This is a genomic window from Nocardia sp. IBHARD005, assembly GCF_052814245.1.
In genome coordinates, this window is the sequence record NZ_CP199935.1 from 2,497,077 (window position 1) to 2,523,728 (window position 26,652).

Annotated in this window: 25 protein-coding genes; 17 read left to right on the forward strand and 8 right to left on the reverse strand. The window is 66.4% G+C overall.

Features of this window, described 5'->3' with window-relative positions:
* Nucleotides 1-10 precede the first annotated feature (10 nt).
* The 5 genes from ACTWPB_RS11610 (at nt 11) to ACTWPB_RS11630 (ending at nt 3,854) form a co-directional block, all read left to right on the forward strand.
* Complete coding sequence (locus tag ACTWPB_RS11610; protein ID WP_446225654.1) at nt 11-406, forward strand: YbaB/EbfC family nucleoid-associated protein; 396 nt, start codon at nt 11-13, stop codon at nt 404-406.
* 3 nt (nt 407-409) lie between these two features.
* The gene (locus ACTWPB_RS11615; protein WP_446225655.1) at nt 410-751 is read left to right on the forward strand and encodes a hypothetical protein; all 342 of its coding nucleotides are present in this window, start codon (nt 410-412) and stop codon (nt 749-751) included.
* Nucleotides 748-2,541: an alpha/beta hydrolase gene (locus tag ACTWPB_RS11620; protein WP_446225656.1), complete on the forward strand. Its 1,794-nt coding sequence runs from the start codon at nt 748-750 to the stop codon at nt 2,539-2,541. Before ACTWPB_RS11615 ends, ACTWPB_RS11620 begins: the two co-directional genes overlap by 4 nt.
* A complete protein-coding gene (locus ACTWPB_RS11625; RefSeq protein WP_446225657.1) occupies nt 2,538-3,080 on the forward strand; it encodes a hypothetical protein in 543 nt (180 codons plus the stop codon). The genes ACTWPB_RS11620 and ACTWPB_RS11625 overlap by 4 nt, the downstream gene beginning before the upstream one ends.
* 306 nt (nt 3,081-3,386) lie before the next feature.
* The gene (locus ACTWPB_RS11630; protein ID WP_446225658.1) at nt 3,387-3,854 is read left to right on the forward strand and encodes a hypothetical protein; all 468 of its coding nucleotides are present in this window, start codon (nt 3,387-3,389) and stop codon (nt 3,852-3,854) included.
* 32 nt (nt 3,855-3,886) lie between these two features.
* Here the strand turns inward: ACTWPB_RS11630 and ACTWPB_RS11635 are convergent, their stop codons facing one another.
* The gene (locus ACTWPB_RS11635) at nt 3,887-5,353 is read right to left on the reverse strand and encodes an AAA family ATPase (protein ID WP_446225659.1); all 1,467 of its coding nucleotides are present in this window, start codon (nt 5,351-5,353) and stop codon (nt 3,887-3,889) included.
* A 219-nt stretch (nt 5,354-5,572) separates the two neighbouring features.
* Entirely contained in the window at nt 5,573-6,400 is an 828-nt protein-coding gene (gene rsmI, locus ACTWPB_RS11640; RefSeq protein WP_446225660.1) for a 16S rRNA (cytidine(1402)-2'-O)-methyltransferase, read from the reverse strand.
* 177 nt (nt 6,401-6,577) lie between these two features.
* Here rsmI and ACTWPB_RS11645 point away from each other — a divergent pair, with 177 nt between their 5' ends.
* Nucleotides 6,578-8,182 carry a dolichyl-phosphate-mannose--protein mannosyltransferase gene (locus ACTWPB_RS11645; protein WP_446225661.1) on the forward strand — a complete coding sequence of 535 codons (1,605 nt, stop codon included), beginning with the start codon at nt 6,578-6,580 and terminating at the stop codon, nt 8,180-8,182.
* Between the two features lie 128 nt (nt 8,183-8,310).
* Here ACTWPB_RS11645 and ACTWPB_RS11650 read toward each other — a convergent pair whose 3' ends face one another.
* Nucleotides 8,311-8,679 (reverse strand): GntR family transcriptional regulator, encoded by a 369-nt coding sequence (locus ACTWPB_RS11650; RefSeq protein WP_446225662.1) that lies wholly within the window; start codon nt 8,677-8,679, stop codon nt 8,311-8,313.
* Entirely contained in the window at nt 8,676-9,917 is a 1,242-nt protein-coding gene (gene arcA, locus ACTWPB_RS11655) for an arginine deiminase (RefSeq protein ID WP_446225663.1), read from the reverse strand. Before arcA ends, ACTWPB_RS11650 begins: the two co-directional genes overlap by 4 nt.
* Before the next feature lie 163 nt (nt 9,918-10,080).
* Between arcA and soxR the strand changes: the two genes are divergently transcribed.
* Together soxR and ACTWPB_RS11665 are read left to right on the forward strand one after the other, a co-directional pair.
* Entirely contained in the window at nt 10,081-10,566 is a 486-nt protein-coding gene (gene soxR / locus ACTWPB_RS11660) for a redox-sensitive transcriptional activator SoxR (RefSeq protein ID WP_378913453.1), read from the forward strand.
* 33 nt (nt 10,567-10,599) lie between these two features.
* Nucleotides 10,600-11,352 carry an isocitrate lyase/PEP mutase family protein gene (locus tag ACTWPB_RS11665; protein ID WP_446225664.1) on the forward strand — a complete coding sequence of 251 codons (753 nt, stop codon included), beginning with the start codon at nt 10,600-10,602 and terminating at the stop codon, nt 11,350-11,352.
* Nucleotides 11,353-11,399: 47 nt separating this feature from the next.
* On the opposite strand, the gene metG is transcribed toward ACTWPB_RS11665, so the two are convergent.
* The gene (gene metG / locus ACTWPB_RS11670) at nt 11,400-12,968 is read right to left on the reverse strand and encodes a methionine--tRNA ligase (RefSeq protein WP_446225665.1); all 1,569 of its coding nucleotides are present in this window, start codon (nt 12,966-12,968) and stop codon (nt 11,400-11,402) included.
* 1 nt (nt 12,969) lies between these two features.
* Between metG and ACTWPB_RS11675 the strand changes: the two genes are divergently transcribed.
* The 5 genes from ACTWPB_RS11675 (at nt 12,970) to rsmA (ending at nt 18,695) form a co-directional block, all read left to right on the forward strand.
* Nucleotides 12,970-13,824: a TatD family hydrolase gene (locus ACTWPB_RS11675; protein ID WP_446226311.1), complete on the forward strand. Its 855-nt coding sequence runs from the start codon at nt 12,970-12,972 to the stop codon at nt 13,822-13,824.
* A 172-nt stretch (nt 13,825-13,996) separates the two neighbouring features.
* Nucleotides 13,997-15,124: a transglycosylase family protein gene (locus ACTWPB_RS11680; protein WP_446225666.1), complete on the forward strand. Its 1,128-nt coding sequence runs from the start codon at nt 13,997-13,999 to the stop codon at nt 15,122-15,124.
* Between the two features lie 235 nt (nt 15,125-15,359).
* Nucleotides 15,360-16,514: a lipase family protein gene (locus ACTWPB_RS11685; RefSeq protein WP_446225667.1), complete on the forward strand. Its 1,155-nt coding sequence runs from the start codon at nt 15,360-15,362 to the stop codon at nt 16,512-16,514.
* An 80-nt stretch (nt 16,515-16,594) separates the two neighbouring features.
* Nucleotides 16,595-17,752 (forward strand): lipase family protein, encoded by a 1,158-nt coding sequence (locus ACTWPB_RS11690; RefSeq protein WP_446225668.1) that lies wholly within the window; start codon nt 16,595-16,597, stop codon nt 17,750-17,752.
* A 58-nt stretch (nt 17,753-17,810) separates the two neighbouring features.
* Nucleotides 17,811-18,695: a 16S rRNA (adenine(1518)-N(6)/adenine(1519)-N(6))-dimethyltransferase RsmA gene (rsmA, locus tag ACTWPB_RS11695; RefSeq protein WP_446225669.1), complete on the forward strand. Its 885-nt coding sequence runs from the start codon at nt 17,811-17,813 to the stop codon at nt 18,693-18,695.
* 431 nt (nt 18,696-19,126) lie between these two features.
* Here the strand turns inward: rsmA and ACTWPB_RS11700 are convergent, their stop codons facing one another.
* Nucleotides 19,127-19,333: a heavy-metal-associated domain-containing protein gene (locus tag ACTWPB_RS11700; RefSeq protein ID WP_446225670.1), complete on the reverse strand. Its 207-nt coding sequence runs from the start codon at nt 19,331-19,333 to the stop codon at nt 19,127-19,129.
* Nucleotides 19,334-19,486: 153 nt separating this feature from the next.
* Between ACTWPB_RS11700 and ACTWPB_RS11705 the strand changes: the two genes are divergently transcribed.
* Nucleotides 19,487-20,422: a 4-(cytidine 5'-diphospho)-2-C-methyl-D-erythritol kinase gene (locus ACTWPB_RS11705; RefSeq protein WP_446225671.1), complete on the forward strand. Its 936-nt coding sequence runs from the start codon at nt 19,487-19,489 to the stop codon at nt 20,420-20,422.
* A 211-nt stretch (nt 20,423-20,633) separates the two neighbouring features.
* Nucleotides 20,634-22,424 carry an ABC-F family ATP-binding cassette domain-containing protein gene (locus ACTWPB_RS11710; protein WP_446225672.1) on the forward strand — a complete coding sequence of 597 codons (1,791 nt, stop codon included), beginning with the start codon at nt 20,634-20,636 and terminating at the stop codon, nt 22,422-22,424.
* A gap of 52 nt (nt 22,425-22,476) precedes the next feature.
* Here ACTWPB_RS11710 and ACTWPB_RS11715 read toward each other — a convergent pair whose 3' ends face one another.
* Both ACTWPB_RS11715 and ACTWPB_RS11720 read right to left on the reverse strand, forming a co-directional pair.
* On the reverse strand, nt 22,477-23,355 hold the full coding sequence (locus ACTWPB_RS11715) for an Abi-alpha family protein (RefSeq protein WP_446225673.1): 879 nt from the start codon (nt 23,353-23,355) through the stop codon (nt 22,477-22,479).
* On the reverse strand, nt 23,346-24,560 hold the full coding sequence (locus ACTWPB_RS11720; RefSeq protein WP_446225674.1) for a hypothetical protein: 1,215 nt from the start codon (nt 24,558-24,560) through the stop codon (nt 23,346-23,348). The genes ACTWPB_RS11715 and ACTWPB_RS11720 overlap by 10 nt, the downstream gene beginning before the upstream one ends.
* A 404-nt stretch (nt 24,561-24,964) precedes the next feature.
* Here ACTWPB_RS11720 and ACTWPB_RS11725 point away from each other — a divergent pair, with 404 nt between their 5' ends.
* Entirely contained in the window at nt 24,965-25,837 is an 873-nt protein-coding gene (locus tag ACTWPB_RS11725) for an Abi-alpha family protein (protein ID WP_446225675.1), read from the forward strand.
* A 282-nt stretch (nt 25,838-26,119) separates the two neighbouring features.
* Entirely contained in the window at nt 26,120-26,644 is a 525-nt protein-coding gene (locus ACTWPB_RS11730; protein ID WP_378943082.1) for a nuclear transport factor 2 family protein, read from the forward strand.
* The last annotated feature ends 8 nt before the right edge of the window (nt 26,645-26,652 follow it).

Here is a 26,652-nt window from a genome sequence, read left to right on the forward strand (position 1 = left end):
CCGAAATCGTATGTCGAACAACTTGGATCCACTTCCGAAGAAGACGACCGCCCTGGTTCAGGCGCTCACCTCAACCCGGTCGACGGTGACCGCCGCAGACGGGCTCGTTCAGGTCCAGGCCGGTGCAGATGGCTCGATCAGCGTCCACATCGACGACAAGGTCTTGGTGTTGGGCGGAGCCGGACTCAGTAAACTGATCACCGAGCTCGCCGCGCACGCGCTGCGAACCGCGCGGACGAACGCCCAAGATGCGCTGACCGAGTTCCGATCGGACCCCCGTGTCGCAGGAGCTGTCGCCCGCACCGTCGACGCGATGAACGGACCGCTACCGTCGAGGCCGATGCCGCACAACGTTACTGACAGATCCGTCGATGAGCTCGACCATCGCAACACCTGGGGGAGGTAGATCATGGGCAGCGGACTTGCTGATTCTCTCGATATCAATGCGGACGACGCGATCGCGCTCGCACGTGGAATGCGCGGATACGCCGCTGAAGTCGCCTACGGCACCACCGCACCGAGTACCTTCGGCAAGGCGGCAAGCGCAGTCCGCTTCGGCTTCGCCGACTTCCGATTGGCCGACATCTGTGCGGCGAAGTCAACCGAAACCGCCTCGGCGAACACAGCTTTGAGCGAAGCACTCGAAGCGATCGGCGACAACACGGTCAAATGCGTCGACGCCTTCCATCACACCGACCACGCCACCAAGCTACAGATCGACAACCTGTCGACCTGGAAGACCGGCTCATGACCGGACCGGCTACGAAAACCCAGGCCTACGCCATCCACCCGCCCGCGTTGGAAGCCCAGCTCACCGAGTGGCGGTCCCTGCACGACCGACTGGTCAGCAATCTCGATTTGGCACAACGTGATTACGCAGGATCGACCGGATACTGGACCGGCAACGCCGGCGACCGCGCCCGAGAGACAACAACGACCACGGTCACCGAGGGTCGCAAGATCACCACCGCGTTGAATGGCGCGGTCACCGCGGGTACCACCGGGCAGGCGGCCATCACCACTGCCAAATCCACGGCGACCGCCGCGATCGACCTCGCGGAGAAAGACAAGTTCACCGTCGCCGAAGACGGCACCGTCACCGCACCCGACGCCCGCTGGTCGCTCCCGAACGCGAAGACCGAAGACATCACCGCCGCCCAAGCCGCGCTCGACGCGACTGCGAAGAATGTCTACGAGCCACCCATCAAAGCCGCCCTACTCGGCCTCGGCCAGGCGATCGAGGACACCACCGTCGCCATCGAGAAGGCCTTCGAGAACGTCGGCGCGATCAAGCCGATCGCCCACTCGATCCAGGTCGGCCTGGGCGAACGCACCCAACAGGTGCAAGACATCCTCGATGGCAAGTCGAAACTTCCCGAAGGCTCACAGGAGTTCCACGACGTGTGGACCACCTTGTCCGACGAGGATAAAGACGCTCTCTGGAACCAAGACAACTACCTCGGCAACCGCGACGGTATGCCCGCCACCGACCGCGATCATTACAACCGTCTGACCTTGAAAGAGCAGCTGACCGAGGCGCAAAATGCGCGCAACGAGGCAATTCAGATGGCGGGCAGCAAACACGAGCAGTGGCTGAGATACACGGGAACATCAGACGAAGCCGATAGCTGGCTGAAAACTCAGCCGGGCTATACAGAGTGGAAGGCCAAGATGGACGAATCTCGCCATCTGGACGATCTCACCACGACTGCGAAGGTCGCCGATTCCAATTCTCCGACCGGCCAGCCGCGAATGCTGCTCGGCATGGACGATAATTCAGGACAACGCGTCCACTCCGTGGTCGCTGACGGTAACCCGGACAAGGCGACGAACGTCACAACCTACGTGCCCGGAACGGGATCACAGCCCTCCAAGATGGAGGGTGATATTGGCCGGATCGACAGTATGTCAGCGGCGGCAAAGGCGGCTGGCGCGGACAACCCCGTGTCCATTGCCTGGCTCGGATACGATGCGCCACCGGATGTGCTGAAGGAAGGCGATAACGACGCAACCCGGTCGAAATTCGCACAAGCCGGAGCACCTGCTCTCACCTCATTCCAGGACGGTCTGCGCGCAACCCACGAAGGTGCACCCTCCCATAACACCGTTCTCGGGCACAGTTACGGCACGACAGTCGTTGGCCTATCAGCAACGGACGGCCGGGTGCTCGCCGCAGATAACGTCGTCATGGTCGCAAGCCCTGGCGCGGGCGTTGACCATGCCCGCGAGCTAAGCCTCGCCGGTGTCCCTGATGGACAGCAGTACCAGCACGTCTTCTCGACCCGAGCAGAGAATGATCCGACTCCGGGATACTCGAACATTCCCGATTTCGTGCCGAGCGTCGACAGTCACAAGGCGGACCCGACCTCCGCCGACTTCGGTGGCCAGGTCTTCAGTTCTGATCCGGGGACGTCTGGCCCCTGGTGGAGCGCGGGATACAGCGGAGATGCCCATAGCGAATACTGGAATTCGGGCTCTACCTCGCTGAGAAATATGGGGGCGATCATCGCAGGCCGACCCGAGATGGTGACCTATCAATGAAATCAGCACTCTTAATTCTCGCAGCTCTCATCGCCGCCACTGCGTGCGGATCATCAGGAGGAGGAAAAGTGGAAGTATCCCCGTTCACCGCCGCTCAAGCACAGCAACGAATCCATGAAAACCTGTCGGCCGCCCTCACCGGACTCCCACTGAGCCTTAACTTGTCGAAGAACCCAGAGAATTCCGCGTTAGCGTCCTTCGGCCGGGAACGCCCTGTCTCCGCGCCATGCTGGGATGCAAGTACCCAATCGTCCGGACCGTACAATCTGAGCTCCAGCTACTGGGTCACGGGAGTGCCGAAAGGCGAGAATCGGAAATACTTCGATGCGATGCTCGATGCCTGGGAGAAGCAAGGTTGGCCGGTCGAACGCGAGTCGCGATTTGCCGCTAATACCACATTGCTAGAGGGGTTCGGACTGCAGCTGCAGGATGCCGGTAAGGGCGACGGATCGCTAAGCGTCACCGGATATTCTCCCTGCGTCGACCAGTCAACGATCGAGGGAGTGACGAAAGAGCCCGACACTATCGTGCACTCATGATGGTCAGGGACACACCGTCGATGCGATGAACGGACCATTGCCATCGAAGCCATTGCCGCACAATAATACTGACCGCACCGTCGACGATCGATTCCGGATGGATTCGGGCTCAAACTTCAGGATGCCGGCAAAGGCGGCGGGTCGTTGAGCCTTACCGGGTTCTCGCCGTGCTCCCTGAGGACTCGATTGATCATAGGGAGAAGGATCCGCAGACCATCCTTCATCCGTGAGGGTGGATCGACTGCCCGCGTAAACGCTGATGTATTACATAGATCCCGGCGACGACGCCGAGTTGAGTGGGAGACGATGACCGACCCAGACGAGGCGATGGATTCCGCTGAAAGAACGGGTTGGCTCGTTCCTGTTTCAGCGGCAGTTGCGGCGCTTGCCGTGTCCATTGTGGCTGGAGTTTACATCGTCGGCTTCGCTCTCATAATCATAGGCCTTGAGCGACACATGAATGTGAGCGGACAGTCTTCCGGATGGGTCGAAGCCGTCGCGGTGATTCTTCTGTGTCCCGCGCTAATTATGGCCGCTGGTGCGATCCTGATGCTGCGACGGCAAGTTGCCGGACGGGTCATGGTTTCGGTGACCGCAGCGCTCGGGGCGGCGCTCATGGCATTGATAGCCGGCACCCGGGCGATCGATGGCGAACTGGCTTCCGCGTTGCAGGTTGCGGTTGTCGCAGCCGCTCCAGGGATTGTACTGATGTTGTCCACGAGCCGAGCGTCCAAGGAATGGACTGGACGAATGCGAGTTCGGCCGTCGAAGTGAGCTGACTCTGCTAGGAATTTCCCGCCGTGTCATCACTCATAGAGTTCTGGCAGTCCGATCAGCTCGATGTCCGAGAATGAGGCCGCGAGGTTGCGAGCGTTGTCGTTGAAGCCGGCACCGCTGAACAGCAGGAGCCGAGTTCTGGAGGTGTCGTAGCGTCCGGCTCGGGTGATCAGATCACGGACCTGCCGGAGTCGTTCGATATGTCCGGCACCGATGATGTCGTTCCATTTCGCCTCCCCGATCGCGAGTAGCGGTGTGGCGCCGCTGTCGTCGATTCCGATTGCGGCGACATCGATTTCATGACTGGTCCGGGTTGCCGGGTCGTGCACGACACCGTGACCGACCGACGCCGGTAACCCGCCGAGTACCTCGGGATCGGCATGATGCAGGGTCCAGTCTCGGCACAGTTGTTCGAAGTGCGGACCGAGCACATCGCTCTGGAATCGTCGCTGACTAGCCGGCCACACGCGATGCGCGCTACCCGGACGCTCGAGCTGTGCCCAAGCCGGTCGCATGATCGCGTGGTAGTACCGGATCAGCGGCTCGGTGATCCGGTATTCGGACCTGTTCTGCCGGAACACATCCGCGTCTCGATACAGCAGCCCGACGTTTTCGAGCACGGTGATCGGATGCGCGAGGTCGACTGCCTTACGTTCCAAGTACCCGGCAATGCCGCCGCGTGTCGCGTTCCTGTCCGCGACCGCGGCCAGCACGGACAGATAGAGCGCCGGATCACGCAGATCCGGCTCCTCTGCCAGTAGATACCGTGGTTCGCGAAATAGTGGAGTCTCGGGATTGAGCACCGTGCGTTCGACCCAGGAGTCGAAGTCATCGGCATCGGCGGGCACATCGCCACGTGCGAATTCCCGTCGGTAAGCCGGTGTTCCGCCGACGATCGCATGGACCTTCACGGCCAGCTTCGGATCGGTGATCCCCCAGAACTTCGCAGCGGGGCGAAAGTCGAGCGGCCGCACGAGCATTTCCAGACCAGCCCTGCCACGCAGCGGCGCGCTCCCCGACAACAGTCCGCCCATGAACGACAGCGCTGACCCGCAGAGCACCAGCCGCGTCCGAGAGTTGGTTCGCTGAGTGCGCAACGGCCGCAACGCTTCCTGAATGATCGAGGGTAGTTCGGAGTTCCCCTTCGCAAGGTAGGGGAACTCGTCGATCACTACCGGGACAGGTCGCTGCGCCCCGAGCTCGAGTAGCACGTCGATGGCCTCAGCCCAGTTCGCGAAATGAAAGGGGCTCGGTGGATCGATGTGTGCGGTGAGCGCGGCACCGATCCGCCGCAATGACACGGCGTCTGTCGCCTCGGTCGCACCGAAGTAGAACCCACCCTGGGCGCGGCACAGGGCGTCCAGGAGGAAGGTCTTGCCCTGTCGCCGACGACCGGACACCACACCCAGCATCGCCCCTGGTTGATCGTCGGTTGCGAAGCGAGACAGCGCCGACCACTCGCGGTCCCGATCGAACATGTCACCCGGTTTGTCCACGCGAGCTCCAATTTGTATAAGTACAGTTCTATAAACTGTACTCCTATAAACTGGCGACCCTGTGGTGGCAGGCTGGAGAGTCGGCTGGCGTCGATGGAACAGGCGATAGAACGGGAAGGCATCGGCCTGCGGAGTTCAGGTAGGCAATCCAGCCGCCTCAGGTGAACGCGCCCTCGATGGTGGTGGCGGTCAGGATGGATCAGTCCGTAGCTTGTTGGCTCAACTCTGCGAGCGGGCGGCCAGGACGGCGTCGTAGAGTTCGCGGCGGGAGGCACCTCGGCCTGCCGAGACTTCGGCGCAGGCGTCCTTGAGTCGCATGCCGCCTGCCACCAATGTCTCGACCTCGTCGACCAACTCGGCTGGCTCGGCCGAAACCGGTTGGGAGCCTTCGAGAACCACGGTGATCTCGCCGCGGGCGCCGTCGGCGGCCCAGGCGGCCAGTTCGCCGAGGGTGCCGCGAACGACTTCCTCGTAGGTTTTGGTGAGTTCGCGGCAGATGGCGGCGCGGCGGTCGGGGCCGAGGACCGTGACCGCGTCGGTCATACAGTCGGCGAGGCGGTGGGGGGCTTCGAAGAAGACGATGGCGCGCTGCTCGGAGGCCAAGGTGCGCAACCACTCTCGGCGCTGACCGCCCTTGCGTGGAGCGAAACCGTCGAAACAGAAGCGTTCCACCGGCAGGCCGGACAGGGCCAGCGCGGTGGTGACCGCGGAGGGGCCGGGCAGGCAGGTGACCGGCAGATCGCGTTCGACCGCCGCGGCGACCAGGCGGTAGCCGGGGTCGCTCACCGACGGCATGCCCGCGTCGGTCACCAGCAGGACGGTCAGGCCGCTCGCGATGTCGTCGAGCAGGGCGGGGATGCGGGCGGTTTCCACGTGGTCGTAGAAGCTGACGACGCGGCCGGTGATCTCGACGCCGAGCGCCTTCGCCAGCGATTTCGTGCGGCGGGTGTCCTCGGCGGCGACCACGTCGGCCGAACCGAGCGCGTCGCGCAGTCGCTGGGACGCGTCGCCGATGTCACCCATCGGGGTAGCCGCTAAGACCAACACAGTGTTGTCCCGCCTCTCCGGTATCTTGGGCCGCAGGCGAGCGGCGAGCGGCACATGCAGGTGACGCCCGACCATTCTGTCAGGTCACCGGGGTGCGGCGATCGGCCGTATGTGATGGGGAACAGGGGCGGCAGTGTCGGGTCGGACTTCGTTGGGCGTACCGCCTACGATCGGGGCGTGATCCCGGTGACCGATGAGCGCGCGATGCCCCCGTCGCGTCCCGTGTCGGCGTTGGTCAGCCCCGCGCCGCTGCGCCCGGCCCCCGATTTCGGCCCGCTCGACACCGCGCGTGGCTGGATGGTCACCGCGGTGCTCACCGTCATCGCCGCGCTGACCAGGTTCGCCAACCTGAACTATCCCACCGACGCGCGCACCCCCGTCTTCGACGAAAAGCATTACGCCCCACAGGCCTGGCAGATGGTCACCGGCGGCGGCGTGGAGGACAACCCCGCCTACGGCCTGGTGGTGCACCCACCCGTCGGCAAACAGTTCATCGCCATCAGCGAGGCCATCTTCGGCTACAACGCGTGGGGCTGGCGCGGCACCGCGGCACTGGCCGGCACGATCCTGGTGCTGCTCGTGGTGCGGATCGTGCGCCGGATGGCCCGGTCGACGCTGATCGGCGCGTTCGCGGGTGTGCTGCTCATCGCCGAAAGCCTGACCTTCGTCTCCTCGCGCATCGGCATGCTCGACATCTTCATGTCGCTGCTGGTCACCGCGGCTTTCGGCTGTCTGATAGTCGACCGCGACGAGGTCCGCGAGCGCATGGCTCGCGCGGATCTGGCCGGGCGGGTCGGCCTCTCGGACTTGGGTCCGCGACTCGGCGTGCGCTGGTGGCGGTTCGGCGCGGGTGTGCTGCTCGGGCTGGCGTGCGGCACCAAGTGGTCGGGCATGTACTACATCATGTTCTTCGGCCTGCTGAGCGTGGCCTTCGACGTGAGCGCGCGGCGCGCGTACGGGGTGCGCAGGCCGTGGCTGGGCACACTGATCCGCGATGTGGGGCCTGCGCTGTACGCGCTGGTGGTGATCCCGCTGGTGGTGTACCTGTCCTCGTACTGGGCGTGGTTCGCCAGCGAGAGCGGGGTGTTCCGGTACGCGGTCGGCAATCAGGTCGGCAGCGGTGGCGCGTTCGCGTTCCTGCCCGACGCGCTGCGCTCGCTCTGGTACTACCAGGGCGAGACGCTGGACTTCCATTCCAGCCTCACCAATTCGGCGGGCAACCACCATCCGTGGGAATCCAAGCCGTGGACCTGGCCGATGGGCCTGCGCCCGATGCTCTACTACTACGCCGACGGCACCGTCACCGGTTGCGGCGAAGCGCAGTGCGTGAAGGCCGTGATGGCCGTCGGCACGCCCGCGCTGTGGTGGCTGGCGCTGCCGCTCATCGGCTGGATGGCGTGGCGTTCGATCGTGCGCCGCGACTGGCGTTACGCGGCGGTGCTGGTGGGGTACGGCGCCGGGCTGCTGCCGTGGTTCCTGACGCTGGACCGGCAGATGTACTTCTTCTACGCGGTGGTGCTCGCGCCGTTCCTGGTGATGGGGATGGCGCTGGCGCTCGGTGACATCCTCGGATCGGCGAGACCCGCGGGGATACCGCGCAGTCCGACGGGCACCTATCTGCCTGCCCCGGTGAACGAGCGGTACGCGCTCGGATTGCTGATCGTCAGCATCTATCTGGGCTTGGTGATCGCGAATTTCGTCTGGCTGTGGCCGATCCTCACGGGTCAGGCGATCACGCCACAGAACTGGCAAGACCATCTCTGGCTGCCGAGTTGGCGGTAGGGCTCGGCTGGTCCGCCTCTCCGTGTATTCAAGCCGGACTCAGGTGGTTGGTTCGGGTGGACGCGGCCGGCGGTATCGGGTCGCGGAATTGGCCCCTACCCGGTGAGTTACCCATGTTCTGGCGTCGTTCAGGTGTTCAGTACTTGATGGACGAGATCTAGGGCGTCCGCGTCGTCGAGGCCGAGCCGTCGGGTGGTCGTGACGTAGTCGACGGCGGCGCGGCTGGCGATGTCGCGGGTGGGGTCGCCGGAGGAGGCGATGAAAGAGCCTTGGCGGCCGCGGGTTTCGAGGACGCCGTCGGCTTCCAGTTCGCGGTAGGCGCGGGCGACGGTGTTGGGGGCGATGCCGAGGTCGGCGGCCAGCGCGCGGACCGTGGGGATCTTGGTGCCCGCGGTGAGCGTGCCCGCGCGGACCTGTTCGATCACCGCCATGCGCAGCTGCTCGTAGGGCGGCTGGCTGGAATCGGCGGACAGCTCGACGTGGAACACGATGCTCACACCTCGTCTCGGGACAGCGGGCAGGACATACAGCGGGGGCCGCCGCGGCCGGAGCCCAGCTCCGAGCCGCTGATGGTGACCACCTCGATACCCGCCTCGGTCAGGCGCGAGTTGGTCATCTCGTTGCGTTCGTAGGCCACGACCACGCCGGGCGCGAGGGCGAGGGTGTTGTTGCCGTCGTCCCACTGTTCGCGTTCGGCGTCGGGTCCCTCGCGGCCGGTGTCGATCACGCGCAGCTTCGCGATGCCCATTGCCGCGGCGGCGGCGGGCAGGAAGGGTTCGGGGCCGGTGATGCTGATGCGTTCGTGGTCACCGCGCCCGGTGAAGCCGTCCTTGCGGCGGATCGTGAACGCCTCCAACGATTTCCGCACGCCCGGATACATCACCACCGCATCGGTGTCGACCATGGTGCAGACGGTGTCCAGATGCATGGTGGCCCGGTTCTGCGCGATCGGCACCACCAGTACGGTGTGCGCGAGATCGTCGTCGAACAGGCTGCGCGCCAATGCTTCCGCGCCCGCTGGCGTGGTCCGCTCGCCGACACCAACGGCGACAACACCTTTGGCGAGCAGCAGCACATCGCCGCCCTCGATCGGCGCGGTATGCGATTCGTAGGCCCGGCGCACGCCGAGGAAGCGCGGATGGAACGCGTAGACGAGGTCGGTGATGGAGGTCTCGCGGCTGCGGGCCGGCAGCGCCAGCGAGGTGATCGCGACCTTCGGGCCGACCCAGAACGAGGAATCGCGGGTGAACAGCAGATTCGGCAGCGGGTCGACGACGAAATCGCCGCCGTGGTGCATCCGCCGCACCAGTGAGGCGGCGTCGGGGCCGAACGGCAGCTCGTCGAAGGTCATCCCGGCCATCAGGATGTCGGCGAGCTCGCCGGCGTCGAACTTGCGCAGCTCGGCGGCGAGCTGGTCGGCCAGGCCGTGGCCGAGCCTGCGGGCGTCGACGGCCGCCGAGATGCCCTGGATCCTGGCTGCCCCACTGGCACTGAGGGTTTCGGTCAGCAGATCCGCCAATAACAGGACTTCCACACCGCGGTCGCGCAGTACGGTGGCGAAGGCGTCGTGTTCGGCTTGCGCGCGTTCGACCCAGGGGATGCCGTCGAAAAGCAGCTGGTCATTGTTGCTCGGGGTGAGGCGGCGTAGTTCTGCGCCGGGGCGGTGCAGTAGCACCGTCCGTAGCTGGCCGACCTCGGAGGTGACGGTCAGGCGCGAGTCGGGGGCAGTTCCCATCTGCAAAATGTAATGCGAGAACGCCAGGTCGGCACACTGCGACCCGCAGTCGCCGGGATGCGTGGCCCGTAGGTGTTGCAGACCTGTCCACCCGGTCCGCCCATTTTCGTACACGACACGAATACCTGAAGTATTGTTGAGGTGGTAGTGGGAGGAGCTATAGATGACGACGGCCGATTGGCAAACGAAGGAGCTGACCCCCGGGCAGCTTTCAGATCGTAGTGGAGTTGCAGTGTCCGCGTTGCACTTCTACGAACGCGAAGGTCTCATATCGAGCCGTCGAACCAGTGGCAATCAACGTCGATATTCTCGCGAAACGTTGCGCCGGGTCGCCTTCATTCGCATCTCGCAACGCGTCGGCATCCCACTCAGTGAGATTCGATCGGCATTGGACCGCCTCCCCGAAGGTCGCACTCCCACCCGTCGCGACTGGGAGAACCTGTCGACGACCTGGCGGGAGGATCTCGACGACCGCATCACCCAGCTCGTGCGGCTGCGCGACAACCTGACCGGCTGCATCGGCTGCGGCTGCCTCTCGCTCGGCTCGTGCAAGCTCGTCAACGAGCACGACCGGCTCGGCGCGGAGGGCCCCGGCGCGCGCGTGCTCGATGTGCAGGTGAACTGCCCGCCGAAATCCGGCTGCGTATAGCTCTTGTCGGATGCCTCGGGCATCATCGCGGGTATGACTTCTCTGGATGCCAAGGCGAAGACTCTGCTCGAACTGCATCGTCCGGGAAATCCGGTGGTGTTGCCGACGGTGTGGGACGCGTGGTCGGCGAATGTCGCTGTGGCGGCCGGTTTTTCGGGTCTGACCCTGGGGAGCCATCCGGTCGCCGACTCGATCGGTCGCGCCGACGGTGAGGGGATGAGCTTCGACGAACTCCTCGCCCGCGTCGCCCAGGTCACCGCCTCGGTCGAGGTCCCGGTCTCGGTCGACATCGAGTCCGGCTACGGCCTCGAACCGCTGCAACTCATCGACGGTCTCCTCGCGGCGGGCGCCGTCGGCCTCAATATCGAGGACACGGTGCACAGCGAAGGCAAGCGCCTGCGTTCGCCTGCCGAGCACGCCGACCTGGTTCGCGGTCTCCGCGAGGCCGCCGACGCGGCGGGCGTGCATGTCGTGGTCAATGCCCGCACCGACCTGTTCCTGCGCCAGGACGGCGAAGAGGCCGACCGCCTCGACCGGGCCATCGCCCGCCTGACGCTGGCCGCCGAAGCCGGTGCCGACGTTCTCTACCCTGTGGGCAGGCACGCCGACGCCGACCTGCGCCGGCTCACCACCGACCTGCCGCTGCCGATCAACGCGATCGGCCAGCCGGGCACCCCGGCGAAGGAGCACTTCGCCGCTCTCGGCGTAGCCCGCATCAGCTTCGGCCCGTTCCTGCAGGCCGCGCTGGGCGCCGAGGCGACCACCTTGCTGGCTGCCTGGGCGTAGTGACACGCTGTGGCGCAACGGAACACCGTGCGCCACAGCGGCTTCGGCTATTCCTTGGGCTCGATATAGCGCGGGAAGATCGGTTCCGGCGCGGGCAGATCGAGGCCGGGAGCCAGGGGAGTGGCGATGTCGGCGAAGGTGCGGCCTTCCTGGGCGAGCAGGTCCAGGATCTTGGCCGCGGAGCCGGGCATCACCGGTTGGACCAGGATGGCCACGATGCGGACTACCTCGAGGGTGACGTAGAGGACCGTCGCCATGCGGGCCAGGTCTTCGTCGGTGCCCGACTTGCGCAGCGCCCATGGCGCGTTGGCGGAGAAGTAGCGGTTGGTTTCGCCGAGGGTGAGCCAGAGGGCTTCCAGGGCCAGGTGCATCTGCTGGACGTCGAACTCGGTGCGGCACTTGGCCAGTAGGCCGTTGGCGCGGTCGAGCAGCGCGCGGTCTCCGTCGGTGAATTCGCCGGGCGTGGGGGACTTGGCGTCGCAGTTCTTGTTGACCATGGTCAGGCTGCGCTGGACCAGATTGCCGAACTCGTTGGCCAGGTCGCTGTTGATGCGGCCGACGATGGCGTCGTTGCTGTAGCTGCCGTCCTGGCCGTAGGAGATCTCGCGCAGCAGGAAGAAACGCACCTGGTCGAGGCCGTAGGTGGCTACCAGCGAGAGCGGGTCGACGACATTGCCCGTCGACTTCGACATCTTCTCGCCCTTGTTGTACAGGAACCCGTGCACGAACACCCGGTCCGGCAGTTCGACCCCGGCCGACATCAGGAACGCGGGCCAGTACACCGTGTGGAACTTGGTGATGTCCTTGCCGATGATGTGCAGGTTGGCAGGCCAGAACTTCTGGAACGCGGCGGAGTCGGTGTTCGGAAAGCCCACGCCGGTCAGGTAATTGGTGAGCGCGTCGACCCACACGTACATCACGTGGTCGGGCGCGCCGGGGACCGGAACACCCCAGTCGAAGGTGGTGCGGGAGATCGACAGGTCCTTCAGCCCGGATTTGACGTAGCTGACGATCTCGTTGCGCCGCGTCGAGGGTGCGATGAATTCGGGCCGCTCCTCGTAGAGGGCGAGAAGCTTGTCCTGATACTCCGAGAGCTTGAAGAAGTAGTTCGACTCCTCGGACCAGGTGACCGGGGTCTTGGTCTCGGTGGACTCGCGGGTGCCGTCGGCGAGGAGGGTGGTCTCGTCCTCGTTGTAGAAGGCCTCGTCGCGCACCGAGTACCAACCCGAGTAGTTGTCCAGGTAGATGTCGCCATTGGCGAGCATCCGTTCCCAGATGGCGACGCTCGCGGCCATGTGGTCGTCATCGGTGGTGCGGATGAAGCGGTCGAACGAGATGTCGAGCGCTTTGTCCATCGCCTCGAAGACGTCGGAATTGCGTGCCGCGAGCTCCTGCACCGGGATGCCTTCAGTGGCGGCGGTCTGCTGCATCTTCTGACCGTGCTCGTCGGTGCCGGTCATGAAGAACACGTCGTACCCGTCGAGTCGCTTGAAACGGGCGATCGCGTCGGTGGAGATGTACTCGTACGCGTGGCCCATATGCGGCGCACCGTTCGGGTACGCGATGGCCGTCGTGACGTAGAAGGCGGGCGCCTCGGCGCCTTCGGCTGCACTCATGATGGGCACTACTCTAATCCGGGTGCCAAACACGAATCGTCCGGCTCCGCCTGTTCCCGCGCCGCTCGCGCCGCTGATCGATGCGCATACGCACCTCGATGCCTGTGGCGCAACCGATGCCGCGTCGACCACGGCCATCGTGGATCGCGCCGCCTCGGCCGGTGTCGGGCATGTGGTGACCATCGCCGACGATCTCGCTGCCGCGCAGTGGGCCGTGCAGGCGGCGCAGTGGGATCCGCGGGTGTACGCCGCGGTCGCGCTGCATCCCACCCGTGCCAACGCCCTCGACGACAAGGCGAAGGCCGAGCTCGAGTACCTCGCCACCGACCCCCGTGTGGTCGCGATCGGTGAGACCGGTCTCGACTACTACTGGCCGGGCAAGCTCGACGGCTGCGCCGACATCGAAACCCAGGTCGAGGGTTTCCGCTGGCACATCGACCTGGCCAAACGCGTGCGCAAACCGCTGATGATCCACAACCGCGAAGCCGACCACGACCTGCTCACGGTGCTACTCGACGAGGGAGCGCCGGACACGGTGATCTTCCACTGCTTCTCCTCCGACGCGACGATGGCGCAGGCCTGCGTGGCGGAGGGGTACGTGCTGAGTTTCTCCGGCACCGTGAGTTTCAAGAACGCGCACGAACTGCGCGAGGCCGCCAAACTGGTGCCCGACGACCAGATCCTGGTGGAAACCGACGCGCCGTATCTGACGCCGCATCCATATCGTGGTGCGCCGAACGAGCCGTACTGCCTGCCGTACACGGTGCGCGCGCTGGCGCAAGTGCGCGAACAGGACCCGCAGGCGCTGGCCGAGATCACTACCGCCAACGCGCGCAGGCTGTATCGGATTCGGTAGTCCGTTTCGTCTGATCGGCAGGGGGCTGGACACTAATCGTGAGTCGGCTCACATTCCCCTGCTCACATCGTTATCTACCAGCGCTGTCTATACCGAATCGTGATCTACGATCCCGCTGATCGGACCGCCTGGTGTTGTCTACCGCGCACCTCGTCGTTATCGTCCTGTAATCATGTCGGCTTTTGCGCGGATCAACTCGTCACGTTCACCGCTGCTGTTCGTAGCGGTGGCGGCCATGCTGCTGATTTTGCTCGTCGGCGCCTCGCTGGCCATCGTGAACCATAAGACGGTCGCACTGGTCATCGATGGCGAGCGGACCGAGCTCTCGACGATGGCGCGCGATGTGCGCGCCATTCTGGCCGACGCGGGCTACGAGATCGCCGAACACGACGAGGTGATCCCCGCCGCGAGCGCCAAAGTCGGCGACGGTGCCACCATCACCTTCAACCGCGGCCGCGAGATCACGGTCACCGTCGACGGTGTCGAGCGCAAGGTGTGGACCACCGGCACCACCGCGGGCGACGCGCTCGCGTCGATGCAGATGCCGTCCGACACCCACGTCCTGCCGTCGCGCACCGAGAAGCTGCCGCTGTCCGGTGCGGCGCTGAGCGTGTACACCCCGCGCAATATCTCGCTGGTCGACGGCGGCGCCGACCCGGTCGATATGCGCCTCGCCGCCGCGACCATCGGTGAATTCCTCACTGCCTCGGGCGTTCCGCTGAAGAACGAGGACTTCACGGTGCCCGCCGCCACGACGCCGCTCGCCGAGGGCATGCAGGTTGTCGTCACGCGCCAGCGCACCGAACAGCGCACCGAAACCCTGCCGCTCGATCCCACCGAAACGGTGATCGAGGACGTGACCATGAACATGAGCCGCACCGTGGTCGAGAACCCGGGCATGCCCGGTCTGCACGAGGCGACGTTCGCGGTGAAGATGGTGAACGGGGCCGAAGCCTCACGCGTGCAGGTGAATTCGAATGTGATCACCCCCGCCCAGCCCAAGACGATTCGCAAGGGTGCCAAGCCGGGGACCGAGGTGCCGCCGGTGCGTGACGGTGCCGTGTGGGACGCGCTGGCCAAATGCGAGTCGACGGGGAACTGGGCCATCAACACCGGCAACGGCTACTACGGCGGGATTCAGTTCGACCAGAGCACGTGGGAGCGTCAAGGCGGGTTGAAGTACGCGCCGCGGGCCGATCTCGCCAGCCGTGAGGAGCAGATCGCGATCGCCGAAGTCACCCGTGCGCGTCAGGGTTGGGGCGCTTGGCCCGCGTGCACGGGGCGCCTCGGCCTGAGCTGACCGCGGGCCCCGGCTCGGGACGGCTATCGCGCTGCTGTCGGCCGTGCGCTGTTCCTACTCGCGGGGAGAAGCGGCAGGTGGCCGAGCTGGGCGTGGGGGTCGCTGGGCTCCGGAGCTGGTGTCGGGGTGTGGGAGGATGTCGAGCGTCTGAGGATTCGCTCGTCATTCGGGCCCGGGACGTTCCTGAGCCGAACACGCATCCAGGCTCTCGATCGCCCGGTAGGGAGACCGGAACATGCTGAAGAACCCGATCCGGGCGGCTGTTGTCACGGTGCTGGCCGCGAGCGTTGTCACGGCCGTCGGCGTCACCCCGGCGACGGCGCAAACCCCTGGTGCGCTCATCTCGGTGCAGGCCGAACCCGCTGGCTGGCACGGGCTGGTCAACGGCTCGTCGGTCGAGTATTGGATGAGCGACTCGGCAGGCGTCCAGCGCCCGGCCAGCGGTGCGATGTTCCTTCCCCAGGGTGACGCGCCGGTCGGCGGCTGGCCGATCGTGGCCTACGACCACGGAACCACGGGTTCCGGTCCCGGTTGTGGTGGTCAGGCCGACCCGGAACTAGCGCCGCAACAGCTGGAACGTGCGTCCGAGGACCGGCTGATCAAGCGGTTCGTCGACCAGGGCTTCGCGGTGGTGACGCCCGATTACCTCGGCCTCGGCCGCTTCGGCACCGGCCCACACCCGTACCTCGAGGTACGCAGCGAGGCGACCGCGACGATCGATCTGGTTCGCGCCGCCCGTGCCGCCAGCCCCGAACTATCGCGGACGTGGAGTGCGCTGGGTACCTCTCAGGGTGGCCACGCGGCCCTGAGTGCCGCGTACGTCCAGGCCGAGTACGCCCCCGAGCTCGACTTCCGCGGTGTCGCTGCCATCGACCCTGCCTCCGATGTGGAGAAGTTCCTGCCGTTCCTCGGACCGGAATTCTCGTCGGTGCCTGGTATCTCGGGCACCATGTCGTTCATCGTCAGCATCCTGGCCGGCCTGCGCGCCACCCACCCGGAGCTCGACGTGGACTCCTACCTGACCGAGCGTGGCAAGTCGTTCATCGATGCCGTAGGCACCCAGTGCATCGACGCGATCGATGCCTCGATCAAGGACCTCACTCTGGCCGATCTGCTGTCGCGTTCGCTGGCCCCGCTGCGGGAGCCGCTCGCGAGCTACATGATGCTGCCGACCAGTGGCTACGACGCCCCGATCCTCTTGGCGATGAACGTCACCGACACGACCGTGCCGTCGCCGCTGCACGCGGCGCTGGTCGCACAGCTCGCCGCCAACGGAGTCGACCAGCAGGTGGTCACCGGCACCGGTTACCACGGCACGGTCTCGCCCGAGCAGCTCGCCGCCATCGAAGGTTTCCTCGCCCGCGTCAACGCCGCACCGCCACAGCGCTGAGGCTGTGCGTGTTGGCCCCGCGGCGGCGACGGATCTGTACACTCGTCCAGGATCTTGATCGCTGGTAGAGAGGCTGATCCGTGCTGAAGAACCCGATCCGGGTGACTGTTGTCGCCGCGCTGGTCGCGAGCGCTGCCATCGCCGCCGCGTACACCCCGGCGATGGCAGCGCCCCCCGGTTCGCTCATCTCGGTGCAGGCCGAACCCGAGGGCTGGCACGGCCTCAGCAGAGGCGCGTCGGTCGAGTACTGGATGACCGACTCGGCGGGCAACCAGCGCCCGGCCAGCGGCGCGATGTTCATCCCCGAAGGTGACGCACCGGCTGGCGGCTGGCCGATCCTGGCCTACGACCACGGCACCGCGGGCTCCGGCCCGGGTTGCGGCGGTCAGGCCGATCCGGAAAACGCGCCTTTCCAGCAGCATCGCGGGGCCGAGGACCGGCTGCTGCAGCGGTTCGTCGACCAGGGCTTCGCCGTCGTCGCGCCCGATTACCTCGGCCTCGGCCGTTTCGGCACCGGCCCGCACCCGTACCTCGAGGTGCGCAGCGAGGCGACCGCGACGATCGATCTGGTCCGTGCTGCCCGCGCCGCCAACCCCGACCTCTCGCGCACCTGGAGCGTGATCGGCGTTTCACAGGGTGGTCACGCGGCGCTGAGCGCGGCGCACGTGCAGGCTGAGTACGCCCCTGAGCTGGACTTCCGTGGTGTCGCGGCGATCGATCCGGCCTCGGACGTGGAGAAGATCCTGCCGTTCGTCAGCCCGGCGACGCCGATGGTGCCGGGGCTGTCCAGCGCCACCACCTCGTTCATCGTCAGCATCCTGGCCGGGCTGCGCGCCACCGGCCCCGAGCTCGACATCGACTCCTACCTGACGCCGCGCGGCAAGGAGATCGTCGACGCCGCGGGCAGCCAGTGCCTCGACGAGATCTTCGTGTCGACCGAGGGCGTCACCTCCGCCGACCTGCTCGCGCGCCCGCTCGCCCCGCTGCGTGATCCGCTCGCGGCCTACATGATGCTGCCGACCAGCGGTTACGACGCCCCGATCCTGCTGTCGATGAACGTCGCCGACATGGTCGTGCCGTCGCCGCTGCACGCGGCGTTGGTCGCCCAGCTCGCGGCCAACGGTGTCGATCAGCAGGTGGTGCTCGGCAACGGTCAGCACGGCTCGGTCTCGCCCGAGCAGCTCGCCGCCATCGACGGCTTCCTCGCGCGCGTCAACGCCGCCCCGACACAGCGCTGAGCTGCCGCCACGACCCAGCGCTCAGCTTCTCCATCGGCGAGGTTGGTAGGTTCTAGCAGTGTCCGAACCAGAGAATTCCGCTCGAGGTAACCGTGCCGCATTGCTCGGTCCCGCCGAGGTGCGGACCCTGGCCGAACGTTTCGGCGTCCGACCGACCAAGCAGCTCGGGCAGAACTTCGTGCACGACGGCAATACCGTCCGTCGCATCGTGTCCGCGGCAGGCGTCGGTGCGGGTGACACCGTGCTCGAGGTCGGTCCTGGTCTCGGCTCGCTGACACTGGCGCTGCTCGACGTGGTCGACCAGGTGGTCGCCGTCGAAATCGACCCCGTGCTCGCCAGCTATCTGCCCGAAACCGTCGCCGATCGCGCGCCTGGCCTGGTCGAGCGTCTGCGCGTGGTCGAGGCCGACGCGCTGCGGGTGCGCCCGGAGCAGTTGCCCGCCGTGCCGACCGCGCTGGTGGCGAACCTGCCTTACAACGTGGCTGTGCCGGTGCTGTTGCACCTGCTCGCGACGTTGCCGAGCATCATGGTGTCGCTGGTGATGGTCCAGGCCGAGGTGGCCGACCGGCTCGCCGCCGAGCCGGGCAATCGGGTGTACGGGGTGCCGAGTGTCAAGGCGGGTTTCTTCGGCAAGGTTCGCCGTGCCGGTCATGTGGGGACACAGGTCTTCTGGCCGGTGCCGCGCGTCGAATCGGGTCTGGTGCGGATCGACCGCTACGTCGAACCGCCGTGGCCGATGGACGAGGCGCATCGCCGGCGGGTGTTCGAGGTGATCGACGCGGCGTTCGCGCAGCGGCGAAAGACGTTGCGGGCAGCGCTGTCCGGGTGGGCGGGATCGCCCGTCGAGGCCGAGCGTCGGCTGATCGCCGCGGGGATCGATCCAACGGCACGGGGCGAGACCCTGGAAACCGCGGCGTTCGTCCGGTTGGCGGCGACCACCTGATTGGCGAGGTGCGCAGCGTTTCCGCGGCCGCGCACGGCGGAGCGAAGGCGGAGCTACGTCTGGCTCGATGAATCCTGGGCTCCCGCAAGGGAACCCGCAGTACACCGGCCGTTCATCGGCGCGGGTTGTCGGCCACTGTGAAAACAATTGTGGACAACTGGTTTTCGCGCTGTTCGTACTTGATCATGATCCGCGGGTAGCGCTCCCGGTCGAACCCGGATATCCGCGTCTCACCAGCCATGAGGGTGGCTGTGGATGACATTGTGGATGATTTGCCGGGTGGCGCGACGTGGGTGAACCGCCGGTGAACGCGGGCCCGCCACCGCGACTCGTCGGTGCGGGTCGTGGAGGCCGTGCCCACAGTTCGGGCCCGCGGTCGCTACTGGGCGAGCGCAACGCGTGAGGCGTCGGCTCGCCCAGCCGGAGTGGAGTCAGGCGCTCAGCGCGTAGCCCGCTTCGTCGACCGCGGCGGCCACCTCGGCATCGGCCAGGTCGCCCTCGCTGTCGACCCGGACGAGACCGCTGGCGAGGTCGACATCCACACTGGTGACGCCGTCGATCTTGCCGATTTCCTGCTTGACCGAGCTCACGCAGTGTCCGCAGGTCATCCCCGTGACGGTGTAGGTGGTGGTGGCCATGGCCGACTCCTTCGCTCTTCGAACATACGGTCAAGGGGTATGTCCCCGACCCGAATGAACATACCCCCCATGGGTACCTGACGCAACTCTGTGTTCGAGCGGTGGGCATTCGGCGTGCGTACTAGTCGGTGGAACCTATTACGCTGGGTAATCGTGCTGTCAGTTGTGCCCAGCCCGGTCGTCGTGCGAGCTCCGTCGAAGGTGAACCTGCATCTCGGAGTCGCTGATCTGCGCCCGGACGGTTACCACGACCTCACCACCGTCTTCCAGGCATTGTCCCTCGCCGACGACCTCCGATTGGCACCATCGGCCTCGCTGTCGGTGCGGGTCAGCGGCGAAGGCGCCGCCGAGGTGCCCACCGACCGCACCAACCTGGTCTGGAAGGCCGCGGTCCGCCTGGCGCATCTGGCAGGCCGTGCCCCGCTGGTCGAGATCGCCATCACCAAGGGCATCCCGGTGGCCGGCGGCATGGCGGGCGGCAGCGCCGACGCGGCCGCGACCCTGGTGGGCCTGAACGAGCTGTGGGACCTGGGCCTGACCCGCGAAGAACTGTCCACGATCGCCGCCGAACTCGGCAGCGACGTCCCGTTCTCCCTGCACGGCGGCACCGCGCTGGGCACCGGACGCGGCGAGCGCCTGCTTCCGGTGCTGTCGCGCAACACCTTTCACTGGGTCCTTGCGCTGGCCAAGGACGGTCTGTCCACGCCGTCGGTCTTCCGCGAACTCGACCGGCTCCGCGCCGAAGGTGAGCCGCCCCGCCTCGGCGACCCTCAAAAACTCATGCAGGCCCTGGCCGCGGGCGACCCGCACACCCTCGCGCCGCTGCTCGGCAACGACCTGCAGGCCGCGGCCCTCTCGCTGAAACCGGAACTGCGCCGCACGCTGCGCGCGGGGGTCGGCGCGGGCGCGCTGGCCGGGCTGGTCTCGGGTTCCGGCCCCACCTGCGCCTTCCTGTGCGAGACCGAGGTCGCGGCGGTCGCGGTCGCGGCGGAACTGGCCGGTGCCGGTGTGTGCCGCAGTGTGCGCACGGCGAGCGGACCGGTCCAGGGGGCACGCGTGCTCGACCCCGAGGCGCAGGCCAAACGGTGACCGCCATCACCTGTCACTGTCGCGAAGTTATGGTGAGCGGAAAGCTCGGCGGCCGGTCCTCTACGATCAATAGATCTCGCATGGACATGGGTAACTCGCCGGGGACCGGCTAACAGGTCCAGCAGTCCAACGATAAGCCGCCGACGCGCCTCCTCCCCGCGCTCGAGTCTGGCCCAAAGTCGCGGGGAGGCGGAACAGGCGAGCTACACCTATGTCCAACCTGATCAATCTGGAACAGGTCTCCAAGAGCTTCGGCGTCAAGCCGCTGCTGGATGACGTCTCCCTCGGAATTCACGCGGGGGAACGGATCGGGGTGGTCGGCCTCAACGGTGGCGGTAAGACCACGCTGCTCGAGGTCCTGACCGGACTGGAGCCGCCCGACAAGGGCCGGGTCAGCCGAGTAGGTGGGCTGCGGATGGCCGTGGTCACCCAGCGCGGCGTGCTGCCCGAGGGCGCGAGCATCGGTTCGATCGTGTTCGCCGGGCTGTCCGACGACCTGTCGACTGTCGACATCGCCGACCATCAATGGGCCGCCGACTCGCGCGTGCGCTCGATCCTCGAAGGCATCGGCATCGCCGATCTCGGCCTCGACACCCTTGTCACGAACCTCTCCGGTGGCGAACGCCGCCGCGTCGCCCTGGCGGCCGCCCTGGTGCGCGACCTGGACCTGCTGGTCCTGGACGAGCCGACCAACCACCTCGACATCGAGGGTGTCCAGTGGCTGGCCGAGCACCTGGTCGCGCGGCGTACCGCGCTCGTCGTCGTCACCCACGATCGCTGGTTCCTCGACACCGTCGCCAACCGCACCTGGGAGGTCGTCGGCGGCAAGGTGGAGGTCTACGAGGGCGGCTACGGCGACTGGATCTTCGCCCGCGCCGAACGCTCACGTCAGGCCGACGCCTCGGAGTCGCGCCGCCAGAACCTGGCCCGCAAGGAACTGGCCTGGCTGCGCCGCGGTGCCAAGGCCCGCACCTCCAAGCCGCGCTACCGCGTCGAGGCCGCCGAGGCCCTGATCGCCGATGTGCCCGCGCCGCGCGACTCGGTCTCGCTGGCCGCGTTCGCGCGCAAGCGCCTCGGCCGCGTGGTGATCGAACTCGAGGACGCCTCCCTCACCACCCCGGATGGCCGTGAACTGGTCGGTGACCTCACCTGGCGGCTCGCGCCGGGCGAGCGGGTCGGCCTGGTCGGCGTCAACGGTTCGGGCAAGACCACCCTGTTGCGCGCGCTGGCCGGGGAGACCGAACCCGCCAAGGGCAAGCGGATCCAGGGCCAGACCGTGCAGATCGGCTGGCTGCGTCAGGAACTCGACGACCTGCCGACCGATATGCGGGTGCTCGAGGCCGTCCAGCAGGTCGCGCAGCGAATCATGCTCGGCGACAAGGAGATCTCGGCGGGCCAGCTCGCCGAACGGCTCGGTTTCACCCCGGCCCGCCAGCGCACCCCGGTCGGCGACCTCTCCGGTGGTGAACGCCGTCGCCTGCAACTCACCCGCATCCTGATGGCCGAACCGAACGTCCTGCTGCTCGACGAGCCGACCAACGACCTCGACATCGACACCTTGCAGCAGCTCGAAGACCTGCTCGACAACTGGGCGGGCACGCTCGTGGTCATCAGCCACGACCGCTACCTGGTAGAGCGCATCTGCGACTCCACCTGGGCCCTGTTCGGCGACGGCAAACTCACCAACCTGCCCGGCGGCATCGACTCCTACCTGGCCAAGCGGGCCACCATGGCGGGCAACACCAAGCCGCTCACCGCGAAGACCGGTGGCGCCTCGACGGATTCGTCCGACCGCCGCGCGGCCCGCAAGGAACTGTCGAAGGTCGAACGCAGCATCGCCAAACTCGACGAGCGCGAACAGAAACTGCACAAGGCGCTGGCCGACGCCGCAACGGACCCGGACAAGCTGGTCAAGCTGGGAGCAGAGCTGAAAGCCGTTGTCGCGGAAAAGGGAGCCGCCGAAGAGCGCTGGATGGAACTGGCAGAGCAAGCCGGCAACTGATTTCGCACGGACATGGGTAACTCGCCGGGTACGGGCTGACCCTACCGAAGAGTTATCCGTCGGCCGCCGACGTACCGTGACCAGCCACCTCGGTCTGGCTTGAATACCCGGGGAGGCGGGCCAGCAGGCAAGTCTGGACGAAGTCGGCGCCGAACTCGGTGAGCAGGATGCTGTGGTAGGTCACCTTCGTGCCGAAACCGGGGCGCTTCAACGCTTCCCGCACCTGCTCCTGGGCCTCGATGATCTGGTAGCGGTGTGGGTTGCCGACAGGGTCGCGGGTGGGCTCGATGAGCCCGAGCCTGCGCAGGTTGGGCAGGTATTGCGGCACCCGGTTCGGAAACCGCAGGCCGGCGTGGTCACCCAGCATGGTGAGTCCGCTGATCAACCGCTCGCCGCCGAACGCTCGCTGGCGCCCGCTGCGCACATCGATGGCCGGCTGCGGCCCGTCGACGTGCAGGAATCGCAGGATCCGTGCCTCGTCGGGCGTGATCTCGGCGAGGATGCCGGGATAGGCCGGATGGGTGTCGGGCTGCGCGGCGTTCGTGCTGGCGGACAGGCGCAGCAGTTCGGCGCCCTGCTCGCGCAGAGTCGGGGTGCCGTCGTCGCCGCGGTGTTCGGCGCCCGCCGGCAGGCCGAGCGCGTGCCGAAGCCGGTCGCGCACTTCGGTTTCCGCTTCCGCCAGCACCTCGCTGGGCGGAGTGCCTGCCATGCTGCCGCGCAACACCGTGACGGTCACGCCGAGCGCGGTGTCGAGCGTCCACAGCGTCATCCCCGAGGCGGCGTTCAGCGCTACCCGTGCCACACCGGTGGCCGCACGAACCGTGCGTACCGGTGAGACGGGCAGCAGCCCACGCTTGTCGGCGGAGACCTCGAGCGGCGGTACCGATCGTCGCACCAGCGCGGTGGACGGGGTCCCGTCGGCTACATCCATGTCGTTGCTACTCCTGTTCCGAAGACCAGGATGTGAGCGTATCCGGCGAGCAGTCCCAGCGCGCCGCCATGGACAAAAAGCAACCATTCGTCTTGTTTGATCGCCGAGCGCAGCATGTCCACGAAGTCATGGGGGGAAAGTGCGGACATTTGCCGGGCGATGTACTCGTTGACCTGCCTGCCCTGCTGGACGTTGAACGCGGGATCGGCGAACGCCATCGGCGCGATCGTCATGGCCTGCGCGGTGAGAGTGGTTTGCAGCGTGTCGTATTCGCGGCTGCCGAGCATGAATTTCACCGCCGGACGCGCGGGCCCGAGCGCCCGGTCGGCGGCCGGGCGCAGGGTGTCCTCGAGCATCTGCAGGGTGCGGTCCGAGCGCGGGCCGTTGAGCAGCTCGTCGCCGATATTGGCCACCGTGACGACCTCGGTGGACACCAATGCCGCGTAACCCGCGGTGATTTCGGGCTGTCGCTTGATCAGCAGCCCCTGCCGCCACGGGCACCACCACTTCGGCATGGCGGGCGCGAAGATCATATTGATGCCGACCCAGTTCACCACCCAGCCGATGACGATCCCGCCGACGGGCAGCACGATCAGTGGGGAGAGCCCGGTGGTGTGCAGCGCCAGGACCAGCAGCAGACCGCTCGGCGCGCCGAAGTAGAAGCCGAAGTTCTGCATGAACCGCAGTTCCTTGGCGCCGAGCACCTGGAACAGCTGGTTGAGCAATTGCGGCCGGGCCTGGAAGTAGCGGATCACCATCTGCTTCACATCGAGCAGCTGGTCGATATTGGCGCCGAGCTCCATGGTGAGATCGCGCAGGATCTCGGGCAGTTGCGAGCGCACCCGCTGATGGATCATCTCCCTGACCTGAACGGGCAGGTTGTACCAGAGCTGTGGGTGTTCGCGACGCAGGATCACCTCGACGATGTCGCGGATCTGCGCGTCGGCCACCTCGGCCAGATGTTCGGCCAGCTTCTCCGGATCGAGCTCGCGATAGAAGTCGGCGACACTGCCCAGCTTGGACAGTCCCTTGTCGACCGCGATGCTGGCCATCTTGTCGGCGCGCGAGGGCACGATCCCCTGCCAGCCGATCCGGCCGTCATAGCTGAGCAGCGGCAATACCTGAATCCGCTTGGGTAGGTAAGGGAAGACCGCCCGCAGACCGGGCAGTCGGAAACCGTGGAATTTGATCGGCTGGAACAGCATGAGAATGCCGGACCAGTTGGTTATGTATCCGATAATTCCTGTGAAAAGAGGAATGGTCAGAATTTCAAGCAGGAGTGTCGGGTGTAACCCGAACACACTCTCCAACACGACACGCCCTCCTGCCGATCTCGGTGACCACCGCCTCACCGAGATCTCAAAATTATTACCCCCGCGGCGAGGTGACCCTACTGTGAGTCAGGGAACTGGGTCCATTCGTCGTGTGTCAGGCCACAGGGTAGTGTCTGAGACATCAGTCACAGAACCTGTCCCGAATGGCGTACTCGCCTTGGCGAGTCGGACACAATGACCACCACCACCTTTTCGTGACGGGCCACAAATATCGTGCAGAGGGGACGCGCGGTCGGTGGTGGCACTGTTCACATGGCGAGACTTCGGAGTAGGACGTGACAGACGACAGGACCGGTCAGGACCTGGCCCGTGCCGGTACCCGCGCCGTCGAGCGCAGCTCGGATGTCGAGCGGCGACAGATCAGCAATGAAGCACGGTTGATCCGTGGCGTTTTCCGCGCCGCCGGATTGGCCGCCGGTACCGCGGTGCGCGGCAGTCAGTGGGCTGTCGGCACCACCTATGAGGTCACCAAGGAACTGGCGCAGGCCGCGCTGGACGGCGAATCCTCCGCCGATATCGCCGAGCGCACCGGCAATGCCCTGCGCTCCATCGCACGCAGCGCCCTCGGCGTCACCGAGGGGTCGGTGCGCGAGATCGTCAGCTATGTGCCGACGCCCAACGGTGCCTCGCAGCAGGCCATCACGGTCGGCCCGTACCTGCGCTCGGCCACCACTCAGGACCTGCGGCGACGCGGTGACGCGTTGCTGGCCCGCTCGGCCGACGTGTACTTCACCGAGGACGTGCACCCGGCCTACGACCGCATCCTCGACGAGGTCGCTCCCGACGAGGCCCGCATCCTGCGGTTCATGGCCCTCAACGGTCCGCAACCCGCGGTCGACGTCCGGACCAACCGGCCGCTCGGCATCGGCTCGGAGCTGGTGCAGGGCGACCTGACCTCGGTCCCCGAACAGGCGGGCGTGCGCTACCCGGACCGCGCACGGTCCTACCTGATCAACCTCAACCGCCTCGGTCTCACGCTCACCTCCGACGATCCGGTCGTGCTGAGCCGGTACATGGTGCTGGAAGTGCAACCCGTGGTGGAGCAGGCACTCAAGAAGGCGGGCCGCGCGCCCAAGATCGTGCGCAAGAGCCTTCGCCTCTCGGAATTCGGCGAGGACTTCTGCCGCACCTGCTTCACCATCGGGTAGCCCAGACAGCCGGGTCCGCCGGCGCCGGAGGTCACGCTCCGGTTTCGGCAGTGATAGCGATCTGATACAGAACGGGCCGCGAGCCGTTTCTGGTGGGATCGTGGAGAGATGGAGCAGGGCCCGGAAACTCCCCACGTGCACGTCGACGAACCTGTCGCGTCCGCGTGGGTAGGCCCTGTGCCGTTGCTGCCCGGTGATGACGCTCCGTTGGTCGCCGGGTCGGAACCGGGGGAGGCATGGATGGCGTCAGCGCCGTCGGACGACGAGCAACAGCCCACACCGATCGAGCGCCCGCCGGATCACCCCGACGACCTCATCGCACTCAGCAGGCTCAAGTACCGCTACCTGCGCAGTCTCGACACCAAGTCGTGGGACGAGTTCGCCGACACGATGATCCCCGAGGCCACCGCCACCTACAGCGAATACCTGCAGTTCGAGTCGCGCGAGGCCTTCCTGGCCTTCCTGCGCAATACCCTCGGACCGCACGTGATCACCGAGCACCGCTGCGACCACCCCGAGATCGACATCGACGGTGACACCGCCACCGGCACCTGGTACCTGGCCGACACGGTGATCATCCCCGAACACAACATGTGCCTGCGCGGCGCCGCCTTCTACACCGACAGCTACGTGCGCTGCGACGACGGGCACTGGCGCATCTCGCACACCGGGTACGAGCGCACCTACGAGGTGGTGCTCTCGCTCAGCGACCTGCCCAGCTTGCGTCTCACCGCGAGCCGCTGGGGAATGATCGCGCAGGAGAACCACATCTCCTCCGTGGAACGCAATCCTGGACCGGCCGCCTGATTCGCCCG

Coding starts and splice junctions, on each gene's coding strand:
- ACTWPB_RS11615 (WP_446225655.1), top strand. CDS start 410: ATGGGCAGCGGACTTGCTGATTCTCTCGATATCAATGCGGACGACGCG.
- arcA (WP_446225663.1), bottom strand. CDS start 9,917: ATGGGAACTGCCCCCGACTCGCGCCTGACCGTCACCTCCGAGGTCGGC.
- ACTWPB_RS11715 (WP_446225673.1), bottom strand. CDS start 23,355: ATGGATGTAGCCGACGGGACCCCGTCCACCGCGCTGGTGCGACGATCG.
- soxR (WP_378913453.1), top strand. CDS start 10,081: ATGACGACGGCCGATTGGCAAACGAAGGAGCTGACCCCCGGGCAGCTT.
- ACTWPB_RS11710 (WP_446225672.1), top strand. CDS start 20,634: ATGTCCAACCTGATCAATCTGGAACAGGTCTCCAAGAGCTTCGGCGTC.
- ACTWPB_RS11665 (WP_446225664.1), top strand. CDS start 10,600: ATGACTTCTCTGGATGCCAAGGCGAAGACTCTGCTCGAACTGCATCGT.
- ACTWPB_RS11675 (WP_446226311.1), top strand. CDS start 12,970: ATGGGCACTACTCTAATCCGGGTGCCAAACACGAATCGTCCGGCTCCG.
- ACTWPB_RS11700 (WP_446225670.1), bottom strand. CDS start 19,333: ATGGCCACCACCACCTACACCGTCACGGGGATGACCTGCGGACACTGC.
- ACTWPB_RS11685 (WP_446225667.1), top strand. CDS start 15,360: ATGCTGAAGAACCCGATCCGGGCGGCTGTTGTCACGGTGCTGGCCGCG.
- ACTWPB_RS11610 (WP_446225654.1), top strand. CDS start 11: ATGTCGAACAACTTGGATCCACTTCCGAAGAAGACGACCGCCCTGGTT.
- ACTWPB_RS11720 (WP_446225674.1), bottom strand. CDS start 24,560: ATGCTGTTCCAGCCGATCAAATTCCACGGTTTCCGACTGCCCGGTCTG.
- ACTWPB_RS11625 (WP_446225657.1), top strand. CDS start 2,538: ATGAAATCAGCACTCTTAATTCTCGCAGCTCTCATCGCCGCCACTGCG.
- ACTWPB_RS11680 (WP_446225666.1), top strand. CDS start 13,997: ATGTCGGCTTTTGCGCGGATCAACTCGTCACGTTCACCGCTGCTGTTC.
- ACTWPB_RS11620 (WP_446225656.1), top strand. CDS start 748: ATGACCGGACCGGCTACGAAAACCCAGGCCTACGCCATCCACCCGCCC.
- metG (WP_446225665.1), bottom strand. CDS start 12,968: ATGAGTGCAGCCGAAGGCGCCGAGGCGCCCGCCTTCTACGTCACGACG.
- ACTWPB_RS11630 (WP_446225658.1), top strand. CDS start 3,387: ATGACCGACCCAGACGAGGCGATGGATTCCGCTGAAAGAACGGGTTGG.